Origin of the sequence: Spirosoma lacussanchae, from assembly GCF_005870035.1 — a bacterium.
GTDB classification, from domain to species: Bacteria; Bacteroidota; Bacteroidia; order Cytophagales; family Spirosomataceae; genus Spirosoma; species Spirosoma lacussanchae.
In genome coordinates this window covers 62,211-76,251 of record NZ_SWJG01000002.1, presented here as the reverse complement: position 1 = coordinate 76,251, position 14,041 = coordinate 62,211, and the positions used below count along the sequence as shown (strand labels likewise).

Annotated in this window: 10 protein-coding genes; 6 read left to right on the top strand and 4 right to left on the bottom strand. The window is 55.1% G+C overall.

Features of this window, described 5'->3' with window-relative positions; genetic code table 11:
* Window positions 1–20: 20 nt before the first annotated feature.
* Window positions 21–1,142, bottom strand: coding sequence for an endonuclease/exonuclease/phosphatase family protein (locus FBR45_RS10790; protein WP_138502171.1), 1,122 nt, complete (start codon window positions 1,140–1,142; stop codon window positions 21–23).
* A gap of 191 nt (window positions 1,143–1,333) precedes the next feature.
* Between FBR45_RS10790 and FBR45_RS10785 the strand changes: the two genes are divergently transcribed.
* The 4 genes from FBR45_RS10785 (at window position 1,334) to FBR45_RS10770 (ending at window position 8,975) form a co-directional block, all read left to right on the top strand.
* Window positions 1,334–1,843 (top strand): ribosome maturation factor RimP, encoded by a 510-nt coding sequence (locus FBR45_RS10785; protein WP_138502169.1) that lies wholly within the window; start codon window positions 1,334–1,336, stop codon window positions 1,841–1,843.
* A 117-nt stretch (window positions 1,844–1,960) separates the two neighbouring features.
* Window positions 1,961–3,205: a transcription termination factor NusA gene (nusA, locus tag FBR45_RS10780; protein WP_077921335.1), complete on the top strand. Its 1,245-nt coding sequence runs from the start codon at window positions 1,961–1,963 to the stop codon at window positions 3,203–3,205.
* Window positions 3,206–3,371: 166 nt separating this feature from the next.
* Window positions 3,372–6,611 carry a translation initiation factor IF-2 gene (infB, locus tag FBR45_RS10775; RefSeq protein WP_138502167.1) on the top strand — a complete coding sequence of 1,080 codons (3,240 nt, stop codon included), beginning with the start codon at window positions 3,372–3,374 and terminating at the stop codon, window positions 6,609–6,611.
* A 300-nt stretch (window positions 6,612–6,911) separates the two neighbouring features.
* Window positions 6,912–8,975 (top strand): BatA domain-containing protein, encoded by a 2,064-nt coding sequence (locus FBR45_RS10770; protein WP_138502165.1) that lies wholly within the window; start codon window positions 6,912–6,914, stop codon window positions 8,973–8,975.
* 32 nt (window positions 8,976–9,007) lie between these two features.
* Here FBR45_RS10770 and FBR45_RS10765 read toward each other — a convergent pair whose 3' ends face one another.
* Window positions 9,008–9,517: a dihydrofolate reductase gene (locus FBR45_RS10765; RefSeq protein ID WP_138502163.1), complete on the bottom strand. Its 510-nt coding sequence runs from the start codon at window positions 9,515–9,517 to the stop codon at window positions 9,008–9,010.
* A gap of 105 nt (window positions 9,518–9,622) precedes the next feature.
* Entirely contained in the window at window positions 9,623–10,549 is a 927-nt protein-coding gene (fmt, locus tag FBR45_RS10760) for a methionyl-tRNA formyltransferase (RefSeq protein WP_246082199.1), read from the bottom strand.
* A 315-nt stretch (window positions 10,550–10,864) separates the two neighbouring features.
* Here fmt and greA point away from each other — a divergent pair, with 315 nt between their 5' ends.
* Both greA and FBR45_RS10750 read left to right on the top strand, forming a co-directional pair.
* Window positions 10,865–11,338, top strand: coding sequence for a transcription elongation factor GreA (gene greA, locus FBR45_RS10755; RefSeq protein WP_077921339.1), 474 nt, complete (start codon window positions 10,865–10,867; stop codon window positions 11,336–11,338).
* A gap of 91 nt (window positions 11,339–11,429) precedes the next feature.
* Window positions 11,430–11,822 carry an HIT family protein gene (locus FBR45_RS10750; protein WP_138502161.1) on the top strand — a complete coding sequence of 131 codons (393 nt, stop codon included), beginning with the start codon at window positions 11,430–11,432 and terminating at the stop codon, window positions 11,820–11,822.
* Between the two features lie 14 nt (window positions 11,823–11,836).
* Here the strand turns inward: FBR45_RS10750 and FBR45_RS10745 are convergent, their stop codons facing one another.
* Window positions 11,837–14,023: a PQQ-dependent sugar dehydrogenase gene (locus tag FBR45_RS10745; RefSeq protein ID WP_138502160.1), complete on the bottom strand. Its 2,187-nt coding sequence runs from the start codon at window positions 14,021–14,023 to the stop codon at window positions 11,837–11,839.
* Window positions 14,024–14,041: the final 18 nt, after the last annotated feature.

Here is a 14,041-nt window from a genome sequence, read left to right as displayed (position 1 = left end):
TTATAGTAGACTAGCAAGTATTACTTTAGCTGGTACGTACCCACAATGGGGTAATGATCCGAATAGCTGACGTAGTTGAGCGTCTCAAAGTTAAGGATGTGCAGTTCAGGATCATAAAACTGGTGATCGATTCGGATAAAGCCCGGTAGCCGGTTGTAGGTAAAACCAAAACCACGCCCGCTGGTTTCGAAACTGTTGGGTAACGTTTGCCGCATCCGTTCGTAGACAACACTGTAAGGCGTGTCATTATGATCGCCGGTCACCACAACCGGATAGCGACTGTTCCTGATATATTCTTCTACCCGCCGGACCTGCTCCCGCCGGCTAATAAATCCGGATCGCAGCGCGCTTAGCACCCCCCGCGTTTCGTGTTTCACGCCGGTCAGCTCGTCCTGGCGTAACACTTTACCCACCCGGATTCCCATAGACTTAAGGTGTACGTTGATGACGCATATGGTATCTGTACCGATCTTAATATTGGCCCATACGATACCATTGAAGCCACTGAATGGTTCGCGGCCCGAGGATACAATAGGATAGGTCGAGAAAATAGCCGCACCGATGGGCCCATTCCGGGCGGTGGCCAGTTCAGGATGCAGCAGTACGGAGTATACATAGCCGCTCTGCCGGAACCGGCTAACCAGATCGTAATCCTTCAGGGCTACTGAATTATAAAACTCCTGCAAACACTTGATAGGGGCCTCGTAGCGTAGCACATAATTAGCCATCCGGCGTACCTTCGGCGAACTTTCCGGGTAGTTTACCTGATCATCGGTATAGCCAAACCCCTGCACGTTATAACTGAAGACTCGGAACGGAACAGTACTGCCGGTCGGCTCAATGGGACTGTTCCAGACAAAGGTGCGCGGCCCGAACAGGATCATGCCGATAACAAGTACCAGCCCCGACAGCCAGCTCCGCCAGGGACGACTCGTGAGCCAGAAAAAAACGAACAGCAGATTAAAGACCCACGCAACCGGTATCGAGATCATGATCATGCCCGATAACCAGTGTTCAGTCGGCATCGACTGCAGCAGCCAGTAAGCAAGGGCGGTGTATAGAACGAGAAGTAAGTTAAGCGACCACAACAGCGAGCGAAAAAAAAAGGCAATAAATCGGCTAACCTGTGTTCGAACCGTCATGGTGTCTGATCATTGAGCTGGACGATGCTCCTCAAAAGCCCAAAAGTACGGTATAATGGCCGAAACGCCCACAAACCCAGCCCAATCGGCACTTGCGAACCCCACAAAAAAATACTATCTTTGCACCAGAAATGATATTTAGTGTTAATGAAAAAAGGGAGTCGCACTCCCTTTTTTGTTAGCCCTACAGTATGGACGACAAAACGCGATTAACCGAATTACTGCAGCCGTACCTGAACAACGGCCAGTTTTACCTTGTTGATCTTCAGGTAGTTGGCCGCCAGGGTGGCCGCATCAAGGTAACCATTTTACTCGATAGCGACGAGGGGATTACCATAGATCAGTGTGCTGACATCAGTCGTCGGCTGGGTGGCGAGATGGACGAAGCCAACTTCTTCGGCGATTCGCCCTTCACGCTCGAAGTTTCGTCGCCAGGGGTTGACTTTCCGCTGGCGTTTCCGCGTCAGTACGTGCGTAACATCGGTCGGCAACTAGCGGTGGTGCTAACCGATGGCAGCCTGCACCGCGGCAAACTCGAGGCCGCCGATGAGCAGCAGATTGTGCTGAATATCGTCCCCGAGAAACGGTCAAAAACCAAACAGAAGAAAGACGCTGAAGCTGGTATCGATGTGTTGAGTGGCCCAACCACCCTCCCCTACGACCAGATAAAAAAAGCAACCGTAGAAATATCGTTCAATTAAGTTACAGACTGCTGCTTTCAGGGAACGACAAGTCCGTTCTGACTTTACTCGCTGACTGCCTGCCCGGGGTAGACCACCAATACAGAAACTGAAACAGAAAAACTGCACACGAAGAAAATGACCAGTGGATTATTAATCGAATCGTTTGCCGATTTCGCCCGGTCGAAGAACATTGACCGGCCCACCATGATCGCTATTCTGGAAGAAGTCTTCCGGACAATGATTCGTAAGAAATACGGCACCGACGAAAACTTCGACGTCATCATCAACGCCGAAAGTGGCGATCTGGAGATGTGGCGCACCCGCGAAATTGTCGACGATGACTCCGAAGACATCTGGGATTATGATAAAATCCCCCTTGCCGAAGCCCGCAAAATTCAGGACGACTTCGAAGTAGGCGAACAGGTTGCCGAAGAGGTAAAACTGGAAGACTTTGGCCGCCGGGTTGTTCAGACAGCCCGCCAGACCCTGATTCAGCGTATCAAGGATATGGAGAAAGAACTCCTGTATCAGAAATACAAAGATCAGGTAGGCGATCTGGTCAGCGCTGAAGTGTATCAGCTGCTGAAACACGAAATCATCCTGGTCGATTCGGAGAACAACGAATTGAGCCTGCCCCGTACCGAACAGATTCCTAAAGATCGGTACCGGAAAGGAGAAGCCGTTAAAGCTGTGATCAAGAGCGTCGAGATGCTGAACGGTACGCCCAAAATCATGCTGTCGCGCACGTCGCCGGTCTTCCTGGAGCGCCTGTTCGAGATTGAAGTTCCCGAAATTTACGATGGCCTGATCTCCATCCGTAAAATTGTTCGCGAACCGGGCGAGCGAGCTAAAGTAGCCGTTGAATCGTACGATGATCGCATCGATCCGGTGGGTGCCTGCGTAGGTATGAAAGGCTCCCGGATTCACGGCATCGTTCGTGAGCTGGGTAACGAAAACATTGACGTTATCAACTATACCGAAAACCTCGAGCTACTCATCAGCCGCGCCCTGAGCCCGGCCAAGATCAGCTCGATGCAGATCGACCGCGAAACCAAACGGGTGTCGGTATTCCTTAAACCCGATCAGGTATCTTTGGCCATAGGTAAAGGCGGACAGAACATCAAGCTGGCCGGCCGGCTGGTCGACATGGAAATCGACGTATTCCGCGACAACGAAGGCCAGGAAGACGACGAAGACGTTGACCTGATGGAATTCTCCGATGAGATCGACGAGTGGATGATCGATGAGCTGCGTAAGGTGGGTCTCGATACCGCCAAGAGCGTACTGGCCCTCAGCCGGGAAGAACTCGTTCGGCGGACCGATCTGGAAGAGGATACCGTTGAAGAAATCCTCAATATCCTCAAGCAGGAGTTTGAGTAAGACCGGCGGGCAGCGTAACCGATGAAGAATGGACAATTAACAACCTGACCAGGTGTTCATTCTTCACTTTTCACGCGGCATTATTGAAAGAAGGGATTTTAATTGCTGTAACTGTTGTTCATACCATATCAACAACCATTAAATTTGCCGAATATAGACCGAACGTATGGCAGAAGAAAAGTCAATGCGCCTGAGCCAAGTGGCAAAAATTCTCAACAAAGGGCTTTCCTCTGTTGCGAATAGTCTGTCTGCCAAAGGGTTTAAGGTCGAAATTAATCCTAACACCAAAATCAACATGGAACAGTTGGAGGTGTTAGCGAAGGAGTATAAATCAACGGAACTCCTGAACGGAGCTCGCCGGACCGAACCGTCGGTTGCGGTCGCCGAGCCACCGCGTCGTCGGGAGGAAGATTTCCTACCGGCCTACCGTCGTGATGACGCAGGTCGCCCCCTTGCCGAAGCCAAGCCTGAAGCGCCTAAACCCGCACCGGCCGAGCCCAAACCAGCCCCCCAGACCGCTCAGACGGGTTTGCCGGGCCTGAAAGTTGTTGGCAAGATTGATCTAAATGCCAGACCGGCTGCCACACCTGCCCCCGAAGCCAAAGCGCCGGTGGAAGAGAAGCCCGTCGAAGCACCAAAACCGGTTCCCGCTCCGGCTCCGGTAACACCACCCAAAGTGGAAGCTCCGGTTGAGAAGCCGGTTCAGCCAGAACCGGTGAAGGCTCCGGTCGAAGCACCGAAGCCGGCTCCCGCTCCGGTAGTGGCTAAAGAAGAACCCGCTCCGGCAGCTGCTCCTGTAGAGCCAAAGCCCGAAGCACCTAAACCAGTACAGGCCGCACCCGTTCCGGCTGCGCCAGTAGCGCAACCAGAACCACCAAAAGTGGAAGCACCCAAGCCTGTTCCTGCAGCAGCTCCGGCGCCCGCCCAGCCCCGTGCTGAAGAACGGCCGGCCGCTGCTCAGGCACCAGCCACGCCACCGCCCGCCCCAGCCCCGGCCGAGAGTGAGCCGGCACCAACCGAGACAATCCGGGCAGCCGGTAGTCACCAGTTGGGCGGTCTGAAAATTCTGGGTAAAATCGAACTGCCGGTCAATAACCCCCGTCAGGGTGGTGGTGGCAGCAACGCCGATAAAAAGAAACGCAAACGGATTCGAGGTGGTCGCGAAGGCGCCGTTGGTGGAACAAACCAACAGGGTCAGGGCGGCAACGGACAACCGCAGGGTCAAGGCAATAACAATCGTCCGCAGGGCGACCGCGGTCCGGCAAACCGGGCGCAGGGCGACCGGCCACAAGGCGATCGGAACCAGCCGCGCGATGGAAATCGTACACCGGCCCAGGGCGATCGGACGGCAACCAACAATCCGGCACCAGCTGGTGGCAACCAGGCTAATACCGGCAACAACGCCAACCGGGGCGGCAACAATGCCAACCGGGGTGGTAACAATGCCAACCGGGGCGGTAACAACGCCAACCGGGGTGGTAACAACCGTCGTGAAGCCCCCTCACAGGCCGATGTACGGAAGTCGATCCAGCAGACCAACGCCCGGATGCAGGGCAACCAGCCCAACCGGGGTGCAGATCGTCGGCGCGACCGCCGGAACCAGCGCGAAGAAGATCGTCGCCTGCTGAACGAACAGGAGGAACTCGAAGCAAAAATCCTGAAGGTAACCGAGTTCGTGTCGGCCAACGACCTGGCTTCGCTGATGAACGTTTCCATCAATGAGGTGATCTCGGTCTGCCTGAACCTGGGTATGTTCGTCTCGATCAACCAGCGACTCGATGCGGAAGCCATCACGGTTATCGCCGATGAGTTTGGGTATGACGTACAGTTTGTATCGGCCGAAGATGAAACCGAAGCGGGTATTGATGTAGAAGGCGACGAGCCGGACGATCTACAGCACCGGGCACCGATCGTTACGATCATGGGACACGTCGACCACGGTAAAACATCGCTGCTCGACTACATCCGACGGGCCAAGGTAGCGGCTGGTGAAGCCGGTGGTATTACGCAGCACATTGGTGCCTACAGCGTACGGACCAACGACGACCGGGCCATTACGTTCCTCGATACCCCGGGTCACGAAGCCTTTACGGCCATGCGGGCCCGCGGTGCAAAAGTAACCGACGTTGTTATCATCGTAATCGCGGCCGACGATAGCGTGATGCCCCAAACCCGCGAGGCTATCAACCACGCGCAGGTGGCTGGCGTACCGATTGTCTTTGCGTTCTCGAAAGTAGATAAACCAGGTGCCGATGCCGAGAAGATTCGTTCTGAGCTAGCGTCTATGAACCTCCTTGTCGAAGAATGGGGTGGTAAATACCAGGCCCAGGAAATTTCGTCGAAGTCGGGCATGGGCGTTGACGAGCTGCTTGAGAAAGTACTGCTCGAAGCTGAATTGCTCGAACTTAAAGCAAACCCCGACCGCCGGGCGCTGGGTACCGTTATTGAAGCCTCGCTCGATAAAGGACGTGGTTATGTATCAACGGTACTGGTCGAAAACGGAACGCTCCGTCAGGGAGACATCATGCTGGTAGGCGCTCATTACGGACGCATCCGGGCCATGACGAACGACCGGGGCGAACGGATCAAAGAAGCAGGTCCGGCCCAGCCGGTCCAGATTCTGGGTCTGCCGGGTGCTCCGCAGGCTGGCGATAAGTTTAACGTGATGGAAACGGAGCGCGAAGCCCGTGAAATTGCGAACAAACGCGAACAGCTGCTCCGCGAACAAACGCTCCGTACCCGCAAGCACATCACTCTCGAAGAAATTGGCCGCCGTAAAGCGATCGGCACTTTCAAAGAGCTGAACGTGATTGTGAAAGGCGACGTAGATGGTTCGGTGGAAGCTCTGTCGGATTCGCTGCTTCAACTGTCCACCGAAGAAGTCCAGGTGAACATCATCCACAAAGCAGTTGGTCAGATTTCTGAATCGGACATTCTGCTGGCTTCGGCCTCGGATGCGGTCATCGTTGGTTTCCAGGTGCGGCCATCGGCCCCGGCCCGGAAACTGGCCGAACAGGAGCAAATCGAAATTCGTCTGTACTCGATTATCTACGACGCCATCAACGAGGTGAAAGATGCCATGGAAGGCCTGCTGGCACCCACCGTTGAAGAAGTAATTGTCGGTAATATCGAAGTACGCGAGGTGTTCAAGATCAGTAAGATCGGTACAGTAGCCGGTTGTTACGTGACCGAAGGCAACATCAAACGGAACAACAAGATCCGGCTTATCCGCGACTTCATCGTGGTACACACGGGCGAAATCAGCGCCCTCAAGCGTTTCAAAGATGACGTCAACGAGGTGAAGTTCGGGTACGAATGTGGCTTGAGCATCAAAAATTTCAACGACATTGAAGTGGGTGATATCATCGAAAGCTTCGAATTGAAAGAGGTAAAACGGACGCTCTAACCGGCGCTGTCGGGCGGTACGAATTAATCGTGCACCCCGTATAGTAATCTGAGCCCCGATTGTGCTACAATCGGGGCTTTTTTGTGCTTTCGCCCGACCAGAAAACTCAGTATACCCGGCAGAAAGTACATGAATCAGCGTTTTTGGGGGTGATCCCCCCGCGCGGATGATAAACTGGTATAATCTGTGTACGATAGATAGGTGTTGCACCGGGCGGGTCAGGGTTTTACCAAGTCATAATCCCTGACTATCTTAGGGCACCTACAAACCAAAGTCCCGCGCCAGGTCGTTATTTACCAGATGAATTTCCTGTATCCCTCGTTCCTGTTCGGCCTGCTGGCCGTGTCGGTTCCCATTGCCATACACCTGTTTAACTTCCGTCGGACACGCCGGGTGTTTTTCACCAATGTTGCTTTGCTACGGACAGTCCAGACCGAGACCAAATCGTTTCGGCGGTTGAAGCACTGGCTTATTCTGGCGGCTCGCTGTTTGTTTCTGGCGTGCTTGGTACTGGCCTTCGCGCAGCCATTCATCCCGAGCAAAAATCAGCTGGGTTTGTCGCGACAGGGCGTCACGAGTCTGTACATTGACAACTCGTATAGCATGCAGAACGAGCGGAACGAAAAACGGTATCTGGATATAGCCATTGGCCGACTGGATGAACTCCTGACCCTGTTCCGCAACGCAACGTCGCTGCAGCTGCTGACCAACGACTTTTCGGCCGCCGAACAGCAGGCAGGCTCTGCTGAAGCCATTCGCGACCGGGTTACTTCGGTTCGCTTTGCCCACACGCCCCGAAGCCTCGAAACCGTATACCGGCGGCAGCGCAACCTGCTCAGCAGCCTGAACCCGGCCGGCCGTAACCAGCTCTTCTGGTTTTCCGATTTTCAGAAAAGCACGGTAGGTGACCTGACCCGGCTGAAGCTGGACACTACGGACCGGCTCTTCATTGTGCCGCTCGACGCGCAACCTACCCGAAACGTATACGTTGATTCGGTATGGCTCAGCACGCCGTTCATTCGTGAGATGCAGAACAATAGCCTGAACGTGAAGCTGACCAACGGCGGCCGCGAGAACGTGAAGAACCTGCCGGTTCGGCTGTATCTCGACGATACACAGACCTCAACGGCCTCGGCCGTGCTCCCTCCCGGTGGCTCGGCCACGGTGTCTCTCAACTTTAATGTAACCACCAAAGGCTACCACCGCGGCCGGATCGTATTCGAAGATTTCCCGATTACGTTCGACAACCAGTATTTTTTCGTCATAGAAGCCTCGCCGGCCGTTCGGGTACTGCATCTGTTCGAGCAGAAGAGCCCGAAAGATTACGTAGACGCAGTGTATTCAGACGATAGCCTGTTTGTACGGCGCAGCTTCAGCGCGCTGAACTTTGATGTGGGGCAACTACGCGAAACGGATCTGGTTGTGCTGGAGGGCGTATCGCAGGTTTCGGGTACGCTCCGGTCCGAGCTGGAACGATTTGTTAAGCAGGGAGGCAGCCTGGCCGTCATTCCGCCCGCCACCCCCGATGCGTCGACCTATGGGCCGTTCCTAAGCAGCCTGGGTGTAAATGGCGTAAGTACCCTGCCGGCAGAGCAGGCGTCGCGCCCCGTTGCTGACCCCGACCGGCGCAATCCGTTTTTCCAGGATGTCTTTCAGCAAAGCTACCAGTCCGAGCCGCTGAACATGCCCTCGGCTGCTCCGGTTTGGCGCTGGAGTGCCGGCGAGCGTTTGCTTACCCTCCGCGACGGGAGCCCGATGCTCACCCAGACCCGGTCAGGGCAGGGCAGCGTATACGTACTGGGCACGCCCCTGGCGGCCGACTATGGCAACCTGGCCGAGCATGCGCTGTTCGTTCCAATCATGTACAAGATGGCGGCTCTAAGCGTTCGCTCCCAGCGAACCGCCTATTCGTTCGATGAAAACCTGCTGGCGGTACCGATCAGCAATCCAGCGGAACGAGCCGTTTACAAACTGAAGCGCGACAAGCTGGAGATTATTCCGATTCAGCGCGTTGTCGGGAATCAGCTGCTGCTCGAAATGCCTAAGAGCAATGAACTGGCAACTGGTCAGGAGGTTGAAGCCGGGTATTATGAGTTGCAGAACAGCGCGGGTAAGACCGAGCGGCTGCTGGCCTTTAACCACGGAAACGCCGAGTCGGCCATGGACTTCTACTCGGCCGATGAGCTGCGTCGGGTATTCGCCAGCCAGCCCAATGTAGAAGTATTCGACAGCATACAGGATGGCGACTTCGTCCAGGTGCTGGAGCAGGAAAACCTCGGCAAAAGCCTCTGGAAGTACTTTCTGCTGGCCGCCCTGGGTTTCCTGCTGCTTGAAGTTGGTCTGGTTCGGTTCATGAAAGGATAGCCTGGCTTCGACCGGCTAACTGGTGCCCGCTTTTATCGTTTCCGTTCGTATTCGACGAAATCAAAAGCCGCTTCGTGCCGCTCATCGGCCGGATGCGGCACCCGACTCACTTCGGTCCAGTCACGCCGATCGAATGTTGGAAAGTAGGCATCTCCGTCGAACTCCTTGTGAATTTCGGTCAGGTAAAGCGTAGTAGCCACCGGCAACGCCATGGTGTATATTTCGGCCCCGCCAATAACAAATAGCTCATTATCGTTCAGCGACTTCGCTATAGCCAGCGCGTCGTCGAGCGTATGTACAACCGTTGTGCCGGCGGCCTGAAAGTCGGTATTACGGGTAAGTATGATATTGGTCCGGTTGGGTAGCGGTTTACCGAGGGCCTCGAGGGTTTTGCGACCCATGATGATGGGGTGATGGCTGGTTTTTCGTTTGAAAAACGCAAAGTCATCGGGCAGGTGCCAGGGCATATCAGGCTGGCCCTGGCTGTTGTTAATACCGATGACACCATTTTGTGCTACGGCGGCAATAAGACTAATCTTCATACTCCCTGGTTTCTAACGTTTGTTGCGGGCTGACCGCTGGTGCAATGGCACCGGCCACTGGGCTCATAGATACGCAAAAGGCGCACGTACGTATCGGTCCCGTACTCATAAAAGGCGATTGCCGCGTAAAAACTCGTCGGTAGTCATGCGCCGTTTGCCCTCGGCCTGTAATAAATCGACAGAGAGCCACTGATCAGCCGCCCGCACCAGAATCTGTTTTTTGTGGTCGGTATACGCCTGACCCGGTTCGGCAACAAAGGGCGACTCGTTGGCAATGGAAACAGCATAGACTTTGAAAAACTTCTCGTTGATCGTTGTCCAGGCGGCTGGGTAAGGCGACAGGCCTCTTACAAAATTACGAATGTCCCGGGCGGGTTGATTCCAGTTGATTTCGGTGGTTTCGCGACTGAGTTTGGGAGCTGATTTCAGATCATCGGCTGCGGGTTGCGGATGGCGCGGGTAATCACCGGCTTCGATAGCCCGCACCGTCTGTACGACCAGGCTAGCCCCCCGTTCCATGAGTCGGTCGTGCAGCGAACCAGCCGTATCGTCCGGATAGATCGGTTCCCGATCCTGAAAAATCATCTGTCCGGTATCGATTTCTTTTTCGATGAAAAACGTGGTGACCCCCGTTTCGGTATCGCCGTTGATAATGGCCCAGTTGATAGGTGCCGCGCCCCGATACTGCGGCAGCAGCGACCCGTGCAGATTGAACGTACCGATCGTTGGCATCGACCAGACCACCTCGGGCAGCATCCGAAAAGCAACGACAACGAATAGATCGGCGTTATAAGCCTGCAGGGCGGCCAGAAAAGCCGGGTCACGCAGTTTTTCGGGCTGAAGAACAGGTAAACTGGCCGCTTCAGCCGCTTTTTTAACGGGCGACGGCGACAGTTGCAGCCCGCGGCCCGAGGGGCGGTCGGGGGCAGTTACCACAGCGACTACGGTACAACCCGCGCCTAACAGTCGCTGCAGACTGGTAACGGCAAAGTCGGGCGTACCCATAAAAACAATACGAAGCGGTTGCGTCATGAACGGTCAGTCAGTTTTTAGCAGGCGGGCCGGTATGCTGTTGATATAGCCCGGAAGTATTCTTAATTTTGTGAAACAGATGTCCTGCTCCTGGCAGGCGTCGCGTCAGAACGTGATCGGCCGACAGCGGCCCTACCCATGCGACGAACAGATAAACACATATTCGAACCGCTCGCTTCGGACTCCCGACGGCGACACTGACGCGGCTGCAAAGAAAACCAATTTGGATGCAGAACGGTCGGCGTACCGTTCTTTTTGTTTTTAGTAGCGGCCCCAAACCATTGTGAAACTCGAGTAACGCGTATCGTATTTATTATGGGAAAGATTTCATATTACACCGAAGAAGGGCTCAACCGGCTTAAGGCTGAGCTAAATGATCTGAAGACCAAAGGCCGGGCCGAAATTGCCCGTCAGATTGCCGAAGCCCGCGACAAAGGCGACCTCAGCGAAAACGCGGAGTATGACGCAGCCAAAGATGCGCAGGGTCTTCATGAGCTGAAAATATCGAAACTTGAAGAAGTCCTGTCGAACGCCCGTATCCTCGATGAGTCGACTATCGACGCATCGCAGGTATCGGTGCTGTCGAAGGTAAAAATCAAAAACAAGAAAAACGGGGCTGAGATGTTGTACACGCTGGTCTCCGAAGAAGAGGCCGACCTGAAAGCGGGCCGTATTTCGGTCGGTTCGCCCATCGGCAAAGGCCTGCTCGGCAAGCGCGTCGGCGATATTGCCGAAATTAAAGTACCAGCCGGCGTGATGGAATTTGAAGTTGTTGAAATAGCCCGATAATCCGGTTTTTCGATATACGGTTTTCAGGCAGGCGACTAGCTGTAGAGCGCCCACCTGGAAACCGTATACCAAATACCAAATTCTTATTGATATGACTATCTTCTCCCGGATTGTGGCTGGCGAGATTCCCGCCCACAAGATTGCCGAAACCGATGATTACCTGGCGTTTCTGGATGCGTTTCCGACCACAACGGGTCACACGCTGGTGATCCCCAAAAAAGAGGTCGACTATCTGTTTGACCTGGAAGATGAGTTATACATGGGCCTGATGGCCTTTGCCAAACGCATAGCCCCCGCCATTGAAAAAGCCATTCTCTGCAAGCGCATCGGCGTTGCGGTAGTTGGACTGGAGGTGCCTCACGCGCACGTTCATCTGATTCCGTTGAATTCCATGGCCGACATGAACTTCAGTAACAAGATGAAGCCGAGCCAGGAAGAACTGGCCGAAACGGCCGCCCTCATCCGTCAGCATCTGTCGCTGTAGACGCAGCCGCTGGTTCAGGGAAGTACCCGACCAGCAACGTGGGCTTCGTCATCTTCGCCATTCTCATACCCGTTATTGGGCGTCGAGTCAGCATCGGCCGGCCCTGTCAGTGTGGCTTTTATCATCAGAAGGCCGGGGGCGACAGCCCGCAACGGAACGGTTCGACCCAGACTTTGGCCTGGTGCCAGATTGACAGGGTCAGAAAGCAGTTCTGTGCCTGTCAATACCCAGCCCGGCGTCGGTATAAACTGAGCATTTGTCGGCAACTGGCAGCGCAGCTGTACGGCTTCAGCACGTACACCCCCATCGTTACGAATAGTCACTGTGACCTGTAACACCTGATTCTGTTCCAGTACTTGTTTGTCCAGCGCCATGTGTACGCTTAGATCGGGCCGGGAAGAATCGGGAGAGGGTTGATTGGGCAAAACGGCTGGCAACGGCTGGGCAACCGGATTATCCGATGCATAGAGAGCCCCATTGTCAGGACAGGTCCGAAAGTCGACGGTGGCGTTGTCATCCTCTCCATCGGCCGTACCGGTGTCTGGCTCACTGTCTGGATCGGTTACCGCGGCTTTCAGAATCTGCGCAGCATTTCGGTACTGACCCGGCCGCGCCACCCGTGCCCAGTAGGAAAGCAAACGTATGGTGTAGGGCGAAAGCGACTGCACGGTAGCCTGAATGCCCCCAGGTACCTGCTGAAAAACAGTACTCCGACTAAACACCAGTCCGGCAGGTAAGCGGTTATTTACTACAACCGATTGGGCAGCGGCCGGCCCCTGGTTCTCCACGGCAATAGTGAACTGAACCTCCTCCCCTACGGCCGGGGTCCGTTGCTGAACGGTCATGGCCAGGCTCAGATCGGCCTGCGGATACACACGCCGACGAAAACGTACCCGGCTAATAGCCTGTCTACCCCGTTCGAGTACGTAGAGTGTTGTTCCGACCAGCGCGGCATCGACCGGCAGGTTGAAACCTTCCGCTACCCGGCTAACCTGCATTCGGTAATTATCCACAGTCGGGTCGTACTGAAGCCGAATCGAACTCAGATCCAGCCCGCGCCCGTTGGTATAGCCCAGTACGAATCCTGAACCGGTGAAATCGGCCAGACTGCTATCAGCGTCGAATACCAGCCCCAGGGGCGATGCATGGGGCGTAAAGCTGGAGATTTCATTCGATGGTACGGCCTGGCGGGTTGCCGGATCGATCACAAACCAGGCGTCGGGTCCGGTATTGACGATAGCTGCCGTGAACGGACCGGCAGGCCGGGGCGGATAGGCCGGGTCCGTACGAAAGCCCTCGGTTCGGTAACCGGCCGAAAGCAACGGGTCGGTATCCGGGTTGTAGTCAGGAAACTGCTGCGGTGTTTCGTTTCCACCTATGAGCCAGGGGAAGCCATAATGCCGACCGGGCCGCAGCCAGTTTAATTCTTCAGGATCAGACCGATTGCCCGCGTTCTCGGCCCCGAACAGACGGCCTTCGCTGTTGAAGGCCATGTCAAATGTGTTGCGAACACCCTCGCAGAACAGGAGTCCCGACTGCCGAACGGCTTCCTCATTGTTGGGCAGAAACAGATTTTCTGCCGCCAGCGGTAACCGAAAAATACGGGCTGTCAACGCGGTCTCACGCAGGTTGAGGAAACGACCGCCGGCATCCTGTACTTCGCCATGATCCGTTCGGGAGCCACTGGCAATGTAGACCGAATCCTGACCAGGCGACACACAAACACCATTGAACGCATGATCGAAGGCGGTGTTTGAATTAGCGTATGGCGCCGTTTCAAGCAAGGTCGACCACTGCCGGGAGCCATCAGCCTTAAGACGCCCCTTGGCCACGCGGCCCACCCCTTCGTACGGAAACCGGCGAATTCCGACCAGAATCAGCGTACTATCGGAAAAGGCCATGCCCTGCAGGTAATCGATGCCATGCTGAGCTACACCGGCTACAGGCACCTCGTCAGGCAGCCCTCCGGCATGGGTCGGTCTGAGTTGAAACACATTTCCCTCCGTATCGGCATAGAACAGTGTACGCGAAACCGGATCCTGTACCAGCCGAACCCCCGCCCTCGACAGGAGCATATATGTATCGACAGTTACATTGGGATGCAGTGATCTGGGTTGAGCAACGGCCAGGTTCTGACTCGCAATCGCTGCCAGAACGAACAGCCAGCCGGCTCCACCCTTTATACCAATACCTTGTGCCATTTAGTAGTCAATACGTAG

What these genes read in the sequence shown, in the direction of transcription:
- FBR45_RS10790 (WP_138502171.1), bottom strand. Translation starts at nt 1,142, where the DNA reads ATGACGGTTCGAACACAGGTTAGCCGATTTATTGCCTTTTTTTTTCGC.
- FBR45_RS10785 (WP_138502169.1), top strand. Translation starts at nt 1,334, where the DNA reads ATGGACGACAAAACGCGATTAACCGAATTACTGCAGCCGTACCTGAAC.
- nusA (WP_077921335.1), top strand. Translation starts at nt 1,961, where the DNA reads ATGACCAGTGGATTATTAATCGAATCGTTTGCCGATTTCGCCCGGTCG.
- infB (WP_138502167.1), top strand. Translation starts at nt 3,372, where the DNA reads ATGGCAGAAGAAAAGTCAATGCGCCTGAGCCAAGTGGCAAAAATTCTC.
- FBR45_RS10770 (WP_138502165.1), top strand. Translation starts at nt 6,912, where the DNA reads ATGAATTTCCTGTATCCCTCGTTCCTGTTCGGCCTGCTGGCCGTGTCG.
- FBR45_RS10765 (WP_138502163.1), bottom strand. Translation starts at nt 9,517, where the DNA reads ATGAAGATTAGTCTTATTGCCGCCGTAGCACAAAATGGTGTCATCGGT.
- fmt (WP_246082199.1), bottom strand. Translation starts at nt 10,549, where the DNA reads ATGACGCAACCGCTTCGTATTGTTTTTATGGGTACGCCCGACTTTGCC.
- greA (WP_077921339.1), top strand. Translation starts at nt 10,865, where the DNA reads ATGGGAAAGATTTCATATTACACCGAAGAAGGGCTCAACCGGCTTAAG.
- FBR45_RS10750 (WP_138502161.1), top strand. Translation starts at nt 11,430, where the DNA reads ATGACTATCTTCTCCCGGATTGTGGCTGGCGAGATTCCCGCCCACAAG.
- FBR45_RS10745 (WP_138502160.1), bottom strand. Translation starts at nt 14,023, where the DNA reads ATGGCACAAGGTATTGGTATAAAGGGTGGAGCCGGCTGGCTGTTCGTT.